Origin of the sequence: Bartonella sp. OD88NMGDW, from assembly GCF_042193775.1 — a bacterium.
GTDB lineage: Bacteria > Pseudomonadota > Alphaproteobacteria > Rhizobiales > Rhizobiaceae > Bartonella > Bartonella grahamii.
Genome location: NZ_JBHIMA010000001.1, coordinates 79,974 through 99,676 on the forward strand (window position 1 = coordinate 79,974; position 19,703 = coordinate 99,676).

Annotated in this window: 12 protein-coding genes and 1 pseudogene; 7 read left to right on the forward strand and 6 right to left on the reverse strand. The window is 35.0% G+C overall.

The genetic code is table 11. The features are described from left to right. Positions 1–44: 44 nt before the first annotated feature. The gene (gene folD, locus ACFIJR_RS00470) at positions 45–944 is read right to left on the reverse strand and encodes a bifunctional methylenetetrahydrofolate dehydrogenase/methenyltetrahydrofolate cyclohydrolase FolD (protein WP_375625161.1); all 900 of its coding nucleotides are present in this window, start codon (positions 942–944) and stop codon (positions 45–47) included. Between the two features lie 314 nt (positions 945–1,258). On the opposite strand from folD, the gene ACFIJR_RS00475 reads away from it, so the two are divergent. After that, positions 1,259–3,139, forward strand: a complete 1,881-nt coding sequence (locus ACFIJR_RS00475; protein WP_375625160.1) for an AsmA family protein — start codon at positions 1,259–1,261, stop codon at positions 3,137–3,139. Positions 3,140–3,452: 313 nt separating this feature from the next. Here ACFIJR_RS00475 and ACFIJR_RS00480 read toward each other — a convergent pair whose 3' ends face one another. Then, positions 3,453–3,596 carry a hypothetical protein gene (locus tag ACFIJR_RS00480; protein WP_012754785.1) on the reverse strand — a complete coding sequence of 48 codons (144 nt, stop codon included), beginning with the start codon at positions 3,594–3,596 and terminating at the stop codon, positions 3,453–3,455. A 235-nt stretch (positions 3,597–3,831) separates the two neighbouring features. Here ACFIJR_RS00480 and ACFIJR_RS00485 point away from each other — a divergent pair, with 235 nt between their 5' ends. Together ACFIJR_RS00485 and ACFIJR_RS00490 are read left to right on the forward strand one after the other, a co-directional pair. Then, positions 3,832–4,575 (forward strand): 16S rRNA (uracil(1498)-N(3))-methyltransferase, encoded by a 744-nt coding sequence (locus tag ACFIJR_RS00485; RefSeq protein ID WP_375625159.1) that lies wholly within the window; start codon positions 3,832–3,834, stop codon positions 4,573–4,575. A gap of 68 nt (positions 4,576–4,643) precedes the next feature. Then, a complete protein-coding gene (locus tag ACFIJR_RS00490; protein WP_273787880.1) occupies positions 4,644–6,017 on the forward strand; it encodes a glutamate--cysteine ligase in 1,374 nt (457 codons plus the stop codon). Between the two features lie 2,234 nt (positions 6,018–8,251). Here ACFIJR_RS00490 and ACFIJR_RS00495 read toward each other — a convergent pair. Further along, positions 8,252–9,335 (reverse strand): annotated as a pseudogene (locus ACFIJR_RS00495) (type ISP restriction/modification enzyme); the annotation flags it as partial. 820 nt (positions 9,336–10,155) lie between these two features. Between ACFIJR_RS00495 and ACFIJR_RS00500 the strand changes: the two are divergent. Beyond that, positions 10,156–11,511 carry an L-cystine transporter gene (locus tag ACFIJR_RS00500; RefSeq protein WP_375625157.1) on the forward strand — a complete coding sequence of 452 codons (1,356 nt, stop codon included), beginning with the start codon at positions 10,156–10,158 and terminating at the stop codon, positions 11,509–11,511. Between the two features lie 7 nt (positions 11,512–11,518). Here the strand turns inward: ACFIJR_RS00500 and ACFIJR_RS00505 are convergent, their stop codons facing one another. Beyond that, the gene (locus tag ACFIJR_RS00505; protein ID WP_375625658.1) at positions 11,519–12,397 is read right to left on the reverse strand and encodes a methyltransferase; all 879 of its coding nucleotides are present in this window, start codon (positions 12,395–12,397) and stop codon (positions 11,519–11,521) included. A 197-nt stretch (positions 12,398–12,594) separates the two neighbouring features. Between ACFIJR_RS00505 and ACFIJR_RS00510 the strand changes: the two genes are divergently transcribed. Next, a complete protein-coding gene (locus tag ACFIJR_RS00510; protein ID WP_375625155.1) occupies positions 12,595–13,380 on the forward strand; it encodes a ComF family protein in 786 nt (261 codons plus the stop codon). A gap of 47 nt (positions 13,381–13,427) precedes the next feature. Then, on the forward strand, positions 13,428–13,682 hold the full coding sequence (gene grxC / locus ACFIJR_RS00515; RefSeq protein WP_273787883.1) for a glutaredoxin 3: 255 nt from the start codon (positions 13,428–13,430) through the stop codon (positions 13,680–13,682). 20 nt (positions 13,683–13,702) lie between these two features. On the opposite strand, the gene ubiG is transcribed toward grxC, so the two are convergent. Then, positions 13,703–14,446 carry a bifunctional 2-polyprenyl-6-hydroxyphenol methylase/3-demethylubiquinol 3-O-methyltransferase UbiG gene (ubiG, locus tag ACFIJR_RS00520; RefSeq protein ID WP_375625154.1) on the reverse strand — a complete coding sequence of 248 codons (744 nt, stop codon included), beginning with the start codon at positions 14,444–14,446 and terminating at the stop codon, positions 13,703–13,705. Positions 14,447–14,635: 189 nt separating this feature from the next. Here ubiG and ACFIJR_RS00525 point away from each other — a divergent pair, with 189 nt between their 5' ends. Then, a complete protein-coding gene (locus ACFIJR_RS00525; RefSeq protein WP_375625153.1) occupies positions 14,636–15,892 on the forward strand; it encodes an aspartate kinase in 1,257 nt (418 codons plus the stop codon). Positions 15,893–18,325: 2,433 nt separating this feature from the next. Here the strand turns inward: ACFIJR_RS00525 and nhaA are convergent. Continuing rightward, positions 18,326–19,684, reverse strand: coding sequence for a Na+/H+ antiporter NhaA (gene nhaA, locus ACFIJR_RS00530; RefSeq protein ID WP_375625667.1), 1,359 nt, complete (start codon positions 19,682–19,684; stop codon positions 18,326–18,328). Between the last annotated feature and the right edge of the window lie 19 nt (positions 19,685–19,703).

Below are 19,703 nucleotides of genomic sequence, written 5' to 3' on the forward strand. Positions count from 1 at the left end.
TAATCATGTACAATAAAACCATATACAAGGAATTGTTATAATTCTTAGAATTTTGGCATAGGCAGATTGTGTGATCGCGCGGCGGCTTTGAGTGTATTAACCATAAGCATGGCAATTGTCATTGGTCCAACGCCTCCTGGAACAGGGGTGATCGCGGCAGCTTTTTCTTTTACGTTTTCAAAATCGACATCACCAACAAGACGTGTTTTCCCTACACCTTTTTCTGGTGCAGCAACGCGGTTAATACCGACATCAATAACAATTGCACCATTTTTGATCCAGTCTTTTTTAATCATTTGTGGGCGGCCTACAGCTGCGACTAAAATATCAGCGCTTCGACAAACATCATCAAGGTCACGGGTACGACTATGGGCAATTGTCACAGTGGCATTGGCTGCTGTTAAAAGGGCAGCCATAGGTTTTCCAACAATATTAGAGCGTCCAACAACGACAGCATCAAGTCCAGATAAATCTTGCCCACAGTGTTGTTCGATCATCATCATGGCACCAGCTGGTGTGCAGGGAATAATCGCATCTTCAAGTGCATTTGCCGCGAGTTTTCCTACATTAATATAATGAAAACCATCAACATCTTTTTGGAAAGCAACGGCTTGTGTTATGCGATTTGTATTCATATGAGCAGGGAGAGGCAGCTGTACCAAAATACCATGAATTTTTGGATCAGAATTTAATGTTGCAATAAGTTGAAGGAGTTCTTGTTCTTGTGTTTCTTTGGAAATGACATGTTTGATTGAAAGAAACCCACATTCTTCGGCTTTTTTATTTTTTGAGGTGACATATACTTGACTTGCGGGATCATCTCCAACAATAATAACAGCGATACTAGGTTGTATATTATAGTGATGGCGGAGCTTTGTTGTTTCGGCCTTAACTTTCGCAATAATCTCTTCAGCAAGTTTTTTTCCATCGATAATATTATTCATTCAGAGATCCTTTCGGTAAGGCTGTTTGTTTTTTTGTAAAGCATTTTCTAATAATACGATAGAGTTTTATAGCAATATTCATATGAGAACAGTAAGAATGGTTTTATAATGTTGTGGATTTATAGTTTTGAAGATTTTTAAATAATTGCTTTATAAAGAAGCAGCAACATTGCTGTTTGAATAAATTTTGGATAAAGAACAAAAATAATTAAGATACAAAGTGGATATAGTGAATTATAGGGTTATAAAAACTTTTTTTGATCATTTAAGTTTGTTTTTAATCTGTTATAGGGGGATAAATATAGAGGGATATTGTGCGCATCAGAATAATAAAATTTTTGAGCGGAATTTTTATTACAATTATCTTTTTATTTGGAGTGGGGATTCTCGTTTTACCTTATCTTATCTCTACAGATGCGATTCGCATTCGTTTAGCGCAGGATTTGAGTGCATGGACCGGTTACAATGTGCAATTGCGTGATCCACCGCGGTTACATCTTTTTCCTTATCCTAAAGCATTTCTTTCTGGTGTTACTTTAACATCTAAAATGGATGATGTTGGGCCATTAATGGAAGCTGAATCAATAGAAGTTGATCTTTCTGTCGTCGATCTTCTTTGGGGACATGTTTCTTTTTCAGAGACGCGGATTATGCGTCCTCAATTTGTTATGGAAAAGCCTGTTAAAACAATAGCAGATTTTTTTGATCGGTTTTCTCGCTCACAAGGTGCATTAGGGTTGGCAATACGCAATACGCGTGAAATATTAAAACATAATCCTGAACATCCAGAAATAGAGCACCTTTTAAAACAACCTTTTGGGCGGATTGTCATTAAAAATGGTGTTCTTGTGTATCACGATAGTTTTTCAGGATTAGCAGAAAAAATAACAGGATTAAATGCGACTTTAGATTGGCCGGAATCGACTCGGGAAGTACGGTTACGTGCAGATGCGCGTTGGCGCGGAGAATTTACAAAGTTATCAATTGATGCTTCTCAAGCATTGCTGCTTCTTGCAGGAGGAAAAAGTCATATTAGGGCAAGTCTCAATTCTGTACGTGGGGGAATAACTTTTACAGGAAAGGCTCGGTTATCTGAATATTATATTTTTGACGGAAAAGTATCGATGCGTTCTCCGGGATGGAATCAGACATTGTCTTGGGTTGGTGGAAATCAGTTTTGGGGATATAAATTAAAAATACCCATTGTATGGGAATCTCATTTTTTAGCGCAGCCAATGCATATTCAAATGAACAATGTTACATTTACGATGGGGAAAGCCAATGCGCGAGGAGCTTTAAAATTCGATTTTCAAGATTATGTACCAAATGTTATGGGTTCGTTAGCCTTTGATAACCTAGATCTTAGCCTCTTGGGTTCAATGTTTTTTTCAGGTAAAAAGAAAAATTCCTTCTTTGATATGACAATTTTTCATCGTATTGGCGTGGATATACGACTTTCTGCGCCACAAGCTAAAATAGGAAATATTTCACTCACAAATTTAGCTGCTGCAATACAAATAAGAAATGGGCATGGTATTTTTGATCTTGGACATGCGAATATTTTTGGTGGATCCGTGCAAAGTAATATTGAAGTTACGCCAGCTGGACAGAAAGTGCGTATAGGAGGAAATATTTCAGGTGCTTCTATTGATATGCAGGAGACTTTAGAAACCTTGGGATTTATTCCATTTATACAAAGCAAAACGAATTTTACTGCAACGGTACGAACACTTGCTGATTCTTGGCGAGAAATTTTTACAAAAATGCAGGGTGAATTAACACTGAAGATGTCTTCTGGTCGGCTCTTAGGGTATGATTTGAACGAATTACAAACAAGACTTTTAAATAAACAACAATTTCTTTTAATGACTAATGATACTTTTTCAACAACATTTGATCACTGGGATATTCAGACAAGCTTTTCAGAAGGTATGATGAAGGTGACAGAGTCATTAATGCGTACAGCAGACTCGAGCTTATCCATTCAAGGAACCGTTGCAACTGCTATTACGCAAGGGAAGCAGAATGAATTGATATTACAGGCACAACTACGCAAAAATTATAGATCAGAAACTTTATGTAAAGATGTCCAATGTCTCGCTAATAGCCTTGCATGGCCTTTTACATTTTCTCTAAGCTCTAAAGGACAAAATCATGGTAACTTTTGGGTTACAAAAGACATTGACGCAGATTGAGAATTGTTTTTTATCTATATAACATTCTATCTTATAATGGTAATCCATCTTTTTGTAACTTAAAATTGTCTTTTAAATTTAAATCAGAGGTCTCACTATCGGAAGATTTTCTCATTTTAAATCCGTTCGTGATGAAGCAGTAAAAATCGTTCTCTCTGTCATAAGTGTGGTTGATACAGATAAATGATTAAAGAGAGAAATAAAAATCCTTCTTATGGAATCTTTCAAATACAAGAAATTCATAATATTGATGCAAGTTCTTAGAAAAGTTTCTAAAAAACATTAAATTTTTAAGAGGGATGTCGGCCAGTGCTTACTGAATCCCAGAAGAAATACCATAGCCATCTTTGGTAATTGTATGCTTCCCATCTGCTCCAACAGAACCAATTCCCACTGTAATCAAAATAAAGGCTAAGAGGGTTGTAATCGTAATAATTGTAGCTTTTTTAGCAGACATATTTTTCCTCCACGGATGCATCAATGACTGAATGCAAAGATGAATGGTGCATTATTTAAACTTTTATGAAAGTAGAATCACTTAAGGATCTATAAGTTCCTATTATTATCTCATAAAGCTAAAAAAACTCTATAATTCTTTAATATATTATAGTTCTATAGATATAATTTTTTCTTTTTGCTATATATTTTTCTTTATTTTCTCGATGACGATAGTGAGCATTGGCAAAATTTTTATGCGCATAAATTATAAACTTAAAAGATTATTTATACGACAGACATTGGCTCTGAATGAAGAAATAAAGATAGAGGGGGCACAAGCTTCTTATCTTGTGCATGTTTTGCGTATGAAAGAAGGAGCAGAAATTTTACTTTTTAATGGACAGGATGGTGAGTGGCTTGCTAAACTTATCATTGTTAAGAAAAAATTTGTTGTGGTTCAGCTTATCCATCAAGAAAGATTACAAACGACGCATTCCAGTCTTATCTATTGTTTTGCTCCACTCAAAAACGCGCGGTTGGATTATATGGTGCAGAAAGCTGTTGAAATGGGGGTATCGGTTTTGCAGCCTGTTATAACGCATCATACGCAGGTTACGCGTATCAATATGGCGCGTATGGAAGCCAATGTTATTGAAGCTTCTGAACAGTGTGGTATTTTATCTCTCCCTGAATGCGTATCTGCTCTATCATTAGCAGAACTTTTAGCACGATGGGATGAGACACAGCCTTTATTCTTTTGTGATGAAGAGCATAAATCGCATAATCCATTACCTTCTTTTAAAAAGCGTGACGTTACAACACCTGGTATTCTTATTGGACCGGAAGGTGGCTTTAGTGAAGAAGAGCGGAGCTTTTTAAAAAAACATCCTTTTGTGGTTCCAATATCATTAGGTCCGCGTATTTTACGCGCTGACACTGCCGCTGTTGCTGCTTTGGCTCTTCTTAATGCTACCGTGGGGGATTGGGCAATGGATTGAGAAATCTGTAAAATCATTCTAAACAATTCATTTAAGATGATGATACCAATGATAGGATACGATAAGTTATGGCGCTTGATATAACTGATGAAAGTGAAATTTATAACTTAGATTCCTTGGTTAGTTATTTCCAAGGGGGGTATAAAGCAGAAGATGATTGGCGTATTGGTACAGAACATGAAAAATTTCCGTTTTATAAAGATGGTTTTCACCCTGTTCCATATGAAGGAGAGAGGGGAATCCGAGCGCTTTTAGAGAGGATGCAAAGTGCCTTAGGATGGAAACCTATTTTAGATGATGAGAATATTATTGGGCTCGTAGGATCAGTTAATCAGGGAGCCATTTCTTTGGAACCTGGAGGACAATTTGAATTATCTGGTGCACCATTAAAATCAGTAGGCCATACATATCACGAGTTGATGGAGCATTTAACTCTTCTCAAAAAAATTGCAGAACCATTGGGTATAGGTTTTCTAGGTCTTGGAGCTAGTCCAAAGTGGACTTTAGCTGAAACGCCGCGAATGCCTAAATCACGTTACCAGATTATGACTGATTATATGCCTAAAGTGGGGCATAATGGTCTTAATATGATGTATCGCACATCAACAGTTCAGGTTAATCTTGATTTTTCATCTGAAAGTGATATGCGGCGAAAAATGCAAGTGTCCATGAAATTACAGTCCATTGCAACAGCATTATTTGCAAGTTCACCTTTTACAGAAGGACGCCCAAATGGCTTTTTGTCGTGGCGTTCTGAAATTTGGCGTAATACGGATAATCAGAGGACAGGCGTTCTTCCCTTTATATTTTCTGAGCGTTTTGGTTTTGCTGATTATGTTGAATGGGCTCTTGATGTTCCAATGTATTTTGTTGTGCGGGATGGTCGTTATTATGATTGTACACATATAACATTTCGTCAGTTTATGAATGGAGCATTAAAAGGACAAGTTGCAAATTCAATTCCAAACATGGGAGATTGGATTAATCACTTATCGACGTTATTTCCTGAAGTCCGCTTAAAAAGATTTTTAGAAATGAGAGGAGCTGATTGCGGTTCTTGGAAGCGCATTTGTGCGTTGTCGGCTTTTTGGGTCGGGCTTCTGTATGATAGGGAAGCACTTAATGAGGCAGAAGCTTTGACAAAAGATTGGTGTTTTGAAGAAGTTTTAGATGTGCGCCAACGCGTTCCTAAAGAAGGGTTAAGAACTCCTTTTCGTCAAACTATTCTTTTAGAGTTAGCACGACAAGCTCTTGCTATTGCCCGCAAAGGCTTAAAAAATCGCAAACAGTATGATACGAATGGTTTTGATGAAACAAATTTTCTTAATCCTTTAGAAGAGGTTGTTGCAATGGGACAAACAGATGCTGAAAAATTTTTGTCTCACTACTATTCTATTTGGAATGAATCTGTAGAACCTTTATTTTTAGAATGTGCCTATTAAATTTGAAGAAAAGAGGCTTCCTACTTTTTAAAAAATGCATATCACCGTGGTGGCTCATTCACTCATTTGCTCTAGAGAGCTTATCCTGCCTTGCTTTTAACATTTCTCATAAAGGGTACAATACAAAAATCTCTTAGGCAGTGTGATTTTTATACTCAATTATATCACGATATTTCCGTAATCTTAATGCTGTACCTTTGTGCTAAAGATAGCTCATAAAAGATATACTTAAGCTTATTATAAAACATTTTTATTCACGTGGCTCATCCCACTTATGAATAGGTTTGAAAATAATATTTTTCACTTTTAAAAGGGATAAAAAAATATAATTTGCGTTTAAAGGAGGAAATATACCAAAAATCATTTTTAATGGATAATTTCTTGAAATTATGTTGCTAATATGAATATTTCTTTATGTCTTATTATTCTCACTCCATGTATTTGATTATATTATAGCAATATGTGTTATTCTTTTGTTACAAGAGTAAAGTATGGAATAAAAATAAAAAATTTCGGTTTTTGTAGAGACGGGCAACAAAAACTTTTTTGTTAGTTAAACATATCTAGTGCACTTTTAAATTTTTCTTCTTCCATTTTTTAGTAGCCAGATCTCAAGGGGCTTTTATACCTTTTTGTACCATTATACGATATAGTTATACACTCATCATGAAGGCAATAGATGTATTTTAAAAACGGGTAGGAAAATTACAGGAGATCATTTTCTCTATACAGATAATTTATTCTTTTACTATTTCCTCTTTTTAGCGATATTCTGAATCTCTATAGTTGTTATTTGAGGTATGACTGATAAAGTTCGTTGTACGGATCGAGATCATTTACTTTGGTATATCCAAGTGATATTAATACAGCGAACAAAACGATCAATAGAGAAGATAAAACAATAAATGTTACGGTACGTTTCATGAGTGATTTAACTCCTTATCTTCGATAAATAGGTCGGTATTGAATACGGGGCTATTACGACGGTTGATATCATTTAATTTGGTTATATCAATGGTATATGTGATATTTTTGTTGGTATTGTGTTTCAAATTATATTGAATGATATGTAGATTACGAGTGGCGTTGCATTTCCCATAAAAGGGTATTGTATGGCATAGCTACATCCGACAAAGTACTCATATACTAACAAAAACATAAAAGACAGTCAGTATTTTAAAGGTATGGAAAATGCTTTTTCGTAACATATAAACTAATATATCTAGAATTTATGTAACACGATACGTATTTATTGTAAATAAATATTTTACAATTTTATATTTTTTAAATATATTATGTGTAAATATTGTTTATGTGCTTATTACTTGATTATTTTTTATTATGTATTTTAAAGATATATTGTGTAATTTATTAAACAATTGCGTTATTTATTATCTATAACATTAATAATATTTATAAACGCTCTCATCATGCGTATTTTTAGCTTTATAACGTATCAGTTTTTTACTAAATGATTTTAATGATTTTTGTAGATTTTGTTTATAAGGGGCTCTAATTTGAACAACTTTAATAGGCACCGCGTTCTTTATAACCAACGCGTTCATTTGCATTGTGATTATGAAAACCTGTTTTTTCACGCATGCTCTATAGCTATTATATTTTTTATAGTCGTGGCATCATTTTTCATTTTCATAATATAAATAATAAAGATGATAATGCGCTTTATTGCCTGTTATAAAGACATCTAAAGAGAGACTGATAATTATAGAGGTCAGAAAACTCCCTTTTAATAGACTTTTGTCATTTTTCTGTCAGTAAATTGAACCGACAAAATAGATCATTTTAGTGAGTGATTAAATATATCTTATGATAAGCATGTGATCCTTTAAAGCCATTTCAAAAGATAGGTTCTAGTCATAAAAAATGCTATTAAGACCATTATGGTTATTAGTTTTGAGGTTCTTGAAGATTTTGAGGATTTTAGACACCTTCAAAATCTATAAGTAAAATGAATACATATAGCTCTTTTTCAACAGAGCTTTTGAAAACAATAAAGCTATCATTTTAGATTATGATATAATCTTTTAAAAGCAATCCAAATAACAGTGTCTAAAAGTGCAAAGCCTTGTCTTTAGAATAACACATATAAACTATCCTTTTAAGATTGTAGGTAATAAACTTAATAAGATGGTTAAAGTTATAGACTGCCGTTTTAAAGCAATACACAAGAGATCTTTATGAGGTGTGTTAACCTCATAAGTCTATTCGGTTTCTCACACTTCTAATTTTGGTAGTTTTTTAACAATTTTCATTGTTTCTAAACTTATAGTATGATCCTTTGAAACAACTCTAATGGATAAGCAGGGTTACCAATGGTTCCAATAGCATAGCGATTGGCATCATTAACGATGCCACTCTTTTTATCTATCTTTACACATTGACGCTCCATAACCCATTCAAGAGTGGGGTTGCCATTAACGATATACTCATAAGCTTCAAGAGGGATGTTTTTCATGATGATATTGCTGTTGTAAATAACAGTAGATTTATCCTTTTTAAAGGTCACAAGATAAGGCTCCACACTTTCATAATTTATGTGCAAGTGATCAAACTCACACTCTGTTGTCCACAATATCCTGAAATCTTCAGCGCTTTTTACACAGGGGATACGAGGCAATTCTTTGCATAAATTATGAGCATAGCGAGTACGGTAATCTTTTGAATGCAATAATCCGTAAGCTTAATAGAATAGATCATCTTTAGTTATGGTCTCACTAGGATAAGCAGCTTAAAATGCGTTAATCCTTTATCAGTGATGGCATCACGCCTCTGTAAACCAGATGTTTTTCTTTCCTTTATTGAATTTGTAAACAAATGGGATTGTTTCTCATCATGATCAGTTATAGAAGATTCAACATTTTTATAAAGATACTGTGGAAAGCATTGGCCTGTATCTATTGCATCTAGATTAGGTAAATTCTTAGCTATCAACACAGAAAAACAGCTTCGTGCTCCTATGCTTGTAATTTCTATGACTCTATTTTCTACTGCTTGCCCCATAGGGAATACATGTGGTATCTGATCAACTCCGTCATTGAAGATACGATTATAATAAAGCCATAGTCGTGTAAAAGGACGATACGAACTTTGCGTGAGACATGTCTCTTCAAATTCAAAAACCCTTCCTCTGATTAGTTCTTGCTTAACATTATAACTACAACTTATCTTTTTTACATCTAAAGTGATAAAATTATCTACGGTACGTGCACGTGTTGTTCGATCAGCATATAGATAGGTATCATTAAAACATTTTACTGCACTATTATAAAAAGCAATCATATTATTTATATTTTCTGCCCAAGCTCCGCCCTCCAATGTTGTGATAGCTCTTGAATTAAGACGTTTCATAAGAAGTATTTCTACTCCTTTCTTATACATTTTTTATTTACACGCCAGCCCTGCTTGTGACGTGCAAGCAAGTGATTTTGATTGATTCAAGATAAACAGGTTTGAAATAAGAGAATCTTACGTTATTCGGGACTCTCATTTAATATGCAAAACAGTAAATTATTTTTATAAATCAATATTTTGTCATTCAATAGGTATTGTGGCGTTCAAAGTCTTTTTTATGACTATAAAAAGAATTTCGAAAAATAAAAAAGCTTTCATTGAGAGCAAAGAAAGAATGTATGAAAGGTCTTTTCAATAAAATAATTATATTTGAAATGCTGGTCAAAGCTGTTGAGAGTACAGTCCATAAAATTAGCAAAAGTAGCTTGTTGGTGTATTTTCTAGAAAAGTCATGAATGTTCGATTGTTAATTCATCCTTTCTTGGAAAGCTCGCTTCAGTTCAAATAGAAAAAGAGAGAGGTAAGGATATTGATAGGATAAGATATGCTGGAATTATTCAGTATTAAGACGCAATGAATGTTGTTTATATTTCTCTTTTTTAACTATTTTATGAGAGCGTAAATTTAAAGAATAGGAAAATAATTTTATTTATTTTCTTTAAACAGTTATTAGTAGATAAAAAGTTCTCTTTTAATCGATAAATTAAAAAAATAATGATTTTGTAAAATCCTGGTAAGCTTTATGTTAATTTTAAATATCATGCATTGATTTTGAATTATGCAGATTATTTATGTCAACCATAATAATAGTAAGTGAGCATAGACAATGACATTTAATTTTTTCGTCAATTTATTTCTATTTGTTATTTTTTTATTGTTGGTTTCTCAAAGTAAGAGAATGCAATGGAGTCTTTCACTACGTGTTATGCTAGGGCTTATCCTTGGCTTGATTTTTGGAAGTGTTTTGCAGTTTGTTTATGGAGAGGGTGAAAGCACTTTATTGAAATCCGTTGAATGGTTTAACATTGTTGGTGAGGGCTATATCTTATTGTTGCAAATGATTGTTATGCCACTGGTTTTTATCTCTATTGTTTCAGCAGTTGCTCATTTACATTCTGTTTATGCTGTTGGAAAGATGAGTATAATAACAATTTCAATATTGCTTTTTACAACGGCTCTTTCAGCATTGGTTGGTGTGCTTGTGGTTAATTTTTTTGGATTAACAACTGATGGTTTGGTGCATGAAGGGCAAAATGTTTCTGCTCTTCTTGAAGGTCATATTTCTAAACTTGGAGATATGAATATACCAAAGATGATTTTGTCTATGATTCCTAAAAATCCATTTGCTGAGTTGAGTGGAGCCAAACGTACGTCAATTATCAGTGTTGTTATTTTTGCGTCATTTTTAGGTGCAGCGGTTCTTCTTTTAAAGAAAGATGAGCCAGAAAAAGGAGAAAAAGCGCTTTTATTTATTCAAGTGGGACAAGCTTGGATTATGCGGTTAGTCCGTATTGTGATTGCTTTGACGCCTTATGGTATTTTTGCACTTATGACGAAAGTAGGAGGAACATCGCGTATTGCAGATATTTTAAATTTACTGGTTTTTATCATTGCATCTTATGTCGGTATTATTTTAATTTTTGGAATTCATGGTGTATTGCTTGGTATTTCTGGGGTTAATCCCTTTCGTTTTTTCAAAAAGGTTTTACCGGTTTTAACATTTGCTTTTAGCAGTCGTTCAAGTGCTGCAAGTATTCCTTTAAATATTGAAGCGCAAACACAGTGGATAGGTGTACCACAATCCATTGCGAGTTTTGCAGCTTCTTTTGGGGCAACAATTGGACAAAATGGTTGTGCTGGTCTTTATCCAGCGATGCTTGCGACCATGATTGCACCGTCTATGGGTATTAATCCTCTTGATCCTACTTGGATTGCTACGCTTATTGGGGTCGTGACGTTGAGTTCTATTGGTGTTGCTGGTGTGGGGGGAGGCGCTATTTTCGCTGCATTGATTGTGTTACCAATTATGGGGCTTCCTGTTACTTTGGTTGCTGTACTTATCTCTATCGAACCGCTAATTGATATGGGACGTACTGCTCTAAACGTGAGCGATTCAATGATAGCTGGAACGGTTACCAGTCAAATATTACGGACAACAGATAAAAGTATTTTTAAAAAATAATTTTAGATTATATTTTTTTGGGCTGTAAAACATCTGTAAGAGATATTTGCGCTGAACCAGGTTGTAGGGGTTTTTGTTGATGGGGATGAGGAGCCCAACCAGAGAGCCAGATGAAAGAAAAATGTGCACGAATACGTCCATCAGGATCACTAAATCGTTGTGCATAGATTTCAGCTGCGCGGAGAAAAAAACGTTTAGATACAGGGCGTCGTGAACGATTGATGAGTGCATTTTGCATTCCCATAGCTTTAAGATCGTGCATAAGGTCAAACATTGTATTATAACGTATTGTGATATCTTCAACGTCTGCTACAGGCAGAGCAAAGCCAACACGCTGTAAGAGAGCGCCTGCATCACGAATGTCGGCAAAAGGATAGATTCTAGGGCTTGCTCCACCATAAATTTCACTTTCAGCTTGCAGCAGGCTTTCCCGCAATTCTCTTAATGTACCAGCTCCTGCCATAACAGCAAGAAATAAGCCATCTGGTTTAAGGGTATTTTTTATCTGGCTTAGAACACCAGGGGTATCATTGGTCAATTGTAATGAAAGAAGTGAAATAATAAGGTCACAGTAACTTTGAGGTAAATCAAGAAATTCTCGATGACGTAAATGAAATTTTTTATCATGGCTTTGGTAAAGCGTATCGGTCTCAATACGTTCTATAGAACAAACTTTTCCAGATTTCATTAAAGCTTGCGCAGCAAGGTCTGTATGGCTGTGTAAATCGAGAGCTAATGTAAAGAGGCGATCAACAGTGCTAAGACGTTTATAGAGATCTTCTGCCATGTGAGAGAGTAAAAAGTCGTATCCTTTTTTTGCTTTTTGAAAGGCACGTTTTCGGAATTGTTCAATGCGGTTATGATCAAAAATTAAAGGATGCGACATATTGTGGAACACTTTCGATCTATGGAAGAATATATTTTGAAAAGGTTCATTATTTGTGCAAGCTCTGTCAAGTTTATAATATAAAAGAAAAATAAATTTATAGAAGGTAAGAGTTTTTAAAGGAATTAAAATTATAAATTGAGGAAATACAAAGGAACTTTTGTTCTGAGGGAAACTTGTAAAAGCCTAAATTTATAATGTTGTATTTTCGAGAAGCGGCGTTAAGTAGTGGGGATATACTAAGTAAGTTCATTGAACGCTTGAAAACTGTGCTTTATCCACCAATTTGTCCTGGATGTAAGCAAAATGTTTCTACTTATGGCACGATTTGCTCCGAATGTTGGAAAGACCTTCAATTTATCACAAAACCTTATTGTCCTGTTATGGGGACTCCCTTTGTTTGTGATATGGGGGATGGTTTTCTTAGTGGTGAAGCACTCCGTAATACTCATCCTTTTTCACGTGTTCGCTCAGTCATTGTTCATAAAGGGCTTGCACGAACTTTAGTAACGCGCTTAAAATATGGTGATCATATAGAATTGGCATCATTTATGGCCAATTGGATGATGTTTGCTGGACGCGAGGTTATTGATGATTGTGATGTTATTATTCCCATTCCATTGCATTTTCGTCGTTTTTGGGAGAGGCGTTATAATCAATCTGCTGAGCTTGCACGTTATATTGCAGCATCACAAAAAAAGCTTTTAAAACCAAGTTGGCTTGTTCGTTGTCGGCATACCCGTCCGCAGGTTAGTCTTTCTTCAAGAGAAAGAAAACTTAACGTAAAAAATGCTTTTAAGGTTTCGCATAAGGTTAAAAAATATCTCAAAGGATGTTCTGTTTTGCTGATTGATGATGTATTTACAACGGGTGCAACAGTTACAGCAGCAGCTGCTGCATTAAAATATGCAGGTGCACGGCAGGTTGATGTGCTAACATTTTCGCGTGTTCTCAAAGAAGATTCTATTTTTCCCTCCTCGTAAGAGGAATTTAAAGTGAATATTATTAAAAAATATTGGAGGATAATACTATGAAAGAGATAATAATTTATACACGCCCTAACTGCCCTTATTGCACAAAAGCACGTGATTTGCTTAATAAAAAAGGCGTAAAGTATACAGATATTGATGCTTCCACATCCCTTCGCCAAGAAATGGTACAGCGTGCAAATGGACGTAATACATTTCCACAAATTTTTATAGGTGATTATCACGTTGGCGGTTGTGATGATCTTTATGCTTTAGAGGCTGAGGGAAAGCTCAATTCTTTATTACAAGGCGTATAATATTTGTAAATTACATATCCTTAAGACCGTTTTGCGAGAAGGAGATAGTTAACGCTCATGTCTTTTGAGCGATTCCAGCTGTCATTTAATGGGTTATAAGTAATACCTATCTCATCAATGACAGTCAGAGCGTTTTTTGATAAGAAATTTTTAAGTTCTAGAGGTTTTAGGAATTTTTTATAATCATGTGTTCCTTTAGGAAGCCAACGTAGAATATATTCAGCACCTACAATAGCAAGCCCCCATGATTTCCACGTGCGGTTGAGTGTTGAGACAAACATTAACCCTTGTGGTTTCAACATTTTTGCTGTAGCTGCTATGAAGAGATTAACATCAGCGACATGTTCAACAACTTCCATATTAAGGATAATATCAAACTTTTCTCCTTCATTGGCAAGAGCTTCTGCTGTCATCGTGCGGTAATCAATGGAAAGATCATTTTGAGCTGCATGGGTTTTTGCGACTTCAATATTTGTTTGTGCAGCATCAACGCCTACGACCATAGCGCCAAGACGTGCCATTGGTTCAGATAACAAGCCTCCTCCACAGCCAATATCAAGAATTTTCAAATTGTCAAAGGGCGTAAATGAACAAGGGTCACGATTAAACTCTAAACAAATTTTTTCTCTGATGTAAGCAAGGCGCGTTGGGTTAAATTGGTGAAGAGGTCGAAATTTTCCTTGTGGATTCCACCATTCTGTAGCAATACGTGAAAAATGATCAATTTCACTTTGATCAATAGTTGTTTGTGTTTCATCTATCATGTTGCCTGCCTTTTATTTTTAATGATCAAGTCCAGTAGATTTTATACAAAGTCAAGAGAAATTAATATAATCATAATGAAACTTGCACAAATGATAGATATTCGCTATGTCGAGAAAATGGTTAGTTGATACAGCATCTAATTCTCATTACCGTTTGAGATAAGAGATGTAAAGGTAAGAGTGTTATTAATGGCGCGCATTGTCATGAAATTCGGTGGAACATCTGTAGCAAATATTGAATGTATTCATAATGTTGCACGGCATGTCAAAAGAGAGATTGATGCAGGCAATGAGGTTGCAGTTGTCGTATCTGCGATGGCTGGTAAAACCAATGAGCTTGTTCAGTGGACGTGTGATGCTTCCTCCAAGCATAGAGATGCTCGTGAATATGATGTTGTGGTTGCTTCTGGTGAACAGGTTACTTCAGGTTTGTTGGCTTTGACACTTCAAGAAATGGGTGTGAATGCACGTTCATGGCTTGGTTGGCAAATTCCCATTCATACAGACAATGCGCATGGACGTGCACGTATTACTGATATTGATGGATCTTTTTTAATCGAGTGTTTTCAGGAAGGTCAGGTTGCTGTTATTGCTGGTTTTCAAGGGTTAGCTCCAGATAACCGGATTTCTACCTTAGGGCGTGGGGGATCAGATACAAGTGCTGTTGCTATAGCCGCGGCTGTACAAGCTGATCGCTGTGATATTTATACGGATGTAGATGGTGTTTATACAACGGATCCACGTATAGAACCGAAAGCGCGTCGTTTACCAAAAGTAGCTTTTGAAGAAATGCTGGAAATGGCTTCTCTTGGTGCAAAGGTTTTACAGGTTCGTTCTGTTGAATTGGCAATGGTTCATAAGGTTCGTACCTTTGTGCGTTCAAGTTTTGAGGATCCTGATGCGTTAGGCATGGAGGATCCAAAGAGTTCTTCTGGAACACTTATTTGCGATGAGGATGAAATCGTGGAACAACAAAATGTTACTGGTATTGCTTTTGCTAAGGATGAAGCGCAAATTTCCCTTCGTCGGCTTGCCGATCGTCCAGGGATTTCGGCAGCAATTTTTGGTCCCTTGGCTGAAGAGCGCATTAATGTTGATATGATTGTGCAAAATATTTCTGAAGATGGCTCAAAAACGGATATGACTTTTACTGTACCATCATCAGATGTAGAAAAAGCTGTTGCACTTCTTGAGAAGAATCGCAAAGAAATTGGATTTGATGTTCTCCAATTTGAAAGTGATCTTGCCAAGGTATCTGTGATTGGTATTGGAATGCGTAGCCATGCAGGTGTTGCCGCTACAGCATTTAAGGCTTTGGCTGAAAAGGGTATTAACATTCAAGCAATTACGACCTCAGAAATTAAAATTTCTATTTTGATTGATAGTGCTTACACTGAACTTGCGGTTAGAACATTACATGCTGTTTATGCACTTGATAAGGGATAAGCATTTTTTAGTTTCAACAAAGTTTCAATAACATAAAGCTTTAATATATATTAATAATTTTTGTTAAGGATAATTTATATTTTTAACTTAAATAGAATATTTAATACAGCAAAACTCTCTTATTTTAAACTTGTTCATGATGAATTTAAAAATGGTTGCTTATACATTACAAGAGAAAGATGTTTGGATAAAACTGTTTAAGAATGGATATAAAATATGCCGTTTATAAACGTTTTAGAGCCTATAGATAGGGATGGAGAAGTCTTTACAATAAGCTTTAATAGAAGAAGGAATAATGCACTGCGTTTATTCAAAGGATGCATGTTGCATGAGGGACAGCCTCGTGAATACAGATTTAATGTTATAAATCTTAGAGAAATTTGAGCTTATTGGATTAGTGACGGCATTACTAAAAATAGAATTGAAGATGTATTTTCTAGAGATATTTAGCTTGTCTCAAATGGTTGTTTATGGCTTTATATATATCTTGTAAATTTAATTTTTTCTGTATTATGAGGCAATAAAAAATATATCTCTATAGACAATATTTATGTTGCGCTATAAGTTATAAAATTACTATATCTTATGCGTTTGTGGCTTATAGAGCTCTTCAGAAGCACTTTTCATAAAATCATGTAACGATAGATCAAAATTAAATGATAATGTTATAGCGTGTTGCTTTCATTACTTAAATTTTTTCTTATGTCTATTTGTCTTTTTTTGAATTATGATTAAGATTTTTAGAGTTTTCGATACCTCCGTATATTCTTTAGGTTAACTTTCTTCTCTTAACTACTCTATTACAAGTATTTTCTTTGTCATACTGCCAATTACGCATGAAATACATTCTTTCATTTATGCCGTATATCGTGCTAGTTTCTTATCATGTTTACATATTTTTCCCACAATTTGTTTTTATTCAGTATATGAATGCGAAACGTATTCTCTTGTTTTGTAATTACTTTTTAATAGCATAATGCATTCGAATGGGGATATCCATTTGAAGTGAATATAAGATATGTTATCAAAGTGCAGTAATTAATACGTTTATTCCCAATAAAGATATTTTTATAAATATTATTTTACTCTTATTATATTTAATGTAGCGTTGTATAATTCGAAAGTCTCGGAAATATTGTTTTTTAAATTATCTGTAAAGAGTATTTTATGGTATCAAGAAATATAGAGCTAACTCCGTAAACAAAAAGAAAATAAATATCAACTAAGAGCGGGAAAAGGGGAGAGCAGCGGTATATACGCTCTATTTTTCTCCTGATCGTATGTTTTAGAATAGTCTAAATGACTAATTTTTTCCCGCGAGTTAATTACGTAAACGAGAGTGCTCCCTATGGAAGCATGCTTCAAGTTTAATTCTTTCATGGAGTGAGACAAGCGATGTGTTTATGATAAAAAACGAGGATATTTTTCCACTCCATTGTCAATCGAGTAGTGATTTTATAACGTTGTTATTCCAAATAAATCTTTTGTTTTTTGTTACCTGTATCAATATCTAATGTCAGCGTAGATGCATGTTGGACGATATATATTGAGACGAATAAGGGGACTACGAGCAACTCCTGTTTTTGTATGCCAGATAGGAACAAGGATGTTGCGTATACTTGTTGGGGGAATCTCTGAAATGGAGATAAAAGCTAATTGGGGGAGAATATAAAGCCATAAAAGTGAAAACCAGTTTCCATTTTACAATTTCCTTTTAATTCTGCTTTACAACTTTCAAAGGTATTGACAGAAATATCTTTTAAATAATGGATATTACATATTGGTTCACGTTTTTGTTTATTACGTTAAATAAATCGTATATGCCTTTCACGTAAAACAAAAACGCTATTATATTGCCAATTTACGCGCTTGTTTTAAAGAAATATTTTTACCAAAAATAATGTGCCTTTTAAGAAGATAAAAATTAAAGTTGTTTAAAATACCAGCAATAAAATCAGTAACGAGAAGGGTGGTTTATTGGGAAAAATAAGCCATGGAATTACTTAACTGATTACGGAATTTTGTTTATTCTTATCTGTTTCTTATAATTTAACATAAGATATTGATTTATAACAATTAAATTTTTATTTATAGTGAATAATTTTTCCGACGAAAGGCAGCTTCTCTGAAACCACGAAGCCTTTTATATTGAAACAATTAAAATCATTCCTGTGTATATCACGAGTGGAGTTGGTGTATGAATAAAAGATTATTGAAGAAAGGAATAAAAATATTTCTTATGAATCTTCTTAAGTGTCAAAGGTATTGCGACATTAGAGGTTAGTAAATAGTATGATGATGTTAAATTTCTCCTTCATAAGTGTAAAGATGAGGTGAGACAACGGATTTCACATTAAATATTGTCCGAATCCAACAAATGAGCAAAATTACTTTTTAAAAGTTTTGCATAAAAATGTATTTTCAATTAGCTCGTCAGGAGCTACGGGAAATTCCTTTATTGCGCTTAATATAAATAAATCCATATCCCAGACCGATAAGAGCAGATAAACCAGAGCCACAAAGGACCCCAATTTTTGCAGCATCAAGCAGAACAATATCTTTAAAAGCGAGCATTGAAACAAAGATAGACATTGTAAAGCCAATTCCTGCTAAAAAACCAATGAGTAAAACGCCTGTCCATGTCATATGAGGGGGTAGGCGGCATAGCCCTGATTTTACGGCTATATAACTGGCTGTGATAATACCAAGAGGCTTACCAACGAAAAGACCAATGACAACACCCAAAACAATCAAGAATGATTTGTCAGAAGAAAGATCAAAGTTTGCAAAACTTACTCCTGCATTTGCGAAGGCAAAGATTGGCATGATACCGTATGCAACCCATGGATGCAACGCTTTTTGAACGCGTGTTACTGGAGCAATCATGGCCCGTTGTCCTTTGCGCATTTTTTTCAATGCGGTTGAAATATGATGCAGATCTGTTTTTGTATTTTTTTCTTGAAGAATTTGCATAGCGTTACTGAGCATGGTGAGTGGCGCTACAAGAGTACGGGTAGGAAGAACGGGAGTCATCATCCCTAAGATTACACCAGCAAGTGATGGGTGAACACCTGTTACCATTAAACCCCACCAAATGATTGCACCAGGTAAAATGTAAAGCCATGCTGATGCAAGCCCGATCCACTGAAAAAATAGCACTAAAGTAATACCTGCTCCTGCAATCATTAAACCGCTAGGATCAATGTTTGTTGAGTAGAAAAAAGCAATAATAAGAACAGCGATAATATCATCAATAATCGCTAATGATAGAAGAATAATATGAAGATTAGAAGGAATTTTTTTTCCAAGAAGAGCAAGAATACCTAGAGCAAAGGCAATATCTGTTGCTGTTGGCACAGCCCAACCGCGTATATGCCCCTCGTTAAAGTTGAAGATAAAGTAAATAATTGCGGGAACACAAACGCCTCCTATTGCGGCAACAATTGGTAAGATTGCCTGTTTAAAATCGGCAAGAGCACCTTCATGAATTTCGCGTCGAATTTCCATTCCTGCGACGAGAAAGAAAATAGTCATAAGAGCATCATTAACCCAGAAATGTAAATCCCATGAAAGAGTGAAATGACCCAAATTAAAGCCAAGAGGTGTATGCCAAAAAGATTCATAGAAAGCAGCATATTTAGAATTGGCAAAAATAAGTGCAGCAGCAGCAGCTAATAAAAGAACAATACCACTAAGAGCTTCAATATGGAGAAAACGCTCGATCGCAGAAAGCGCTTGATTGGTGACACGAGAAGCGCGATTAGGCAGGCGATTTGAAGATAAATCAGACATGAACAACTCCAAGCATCGA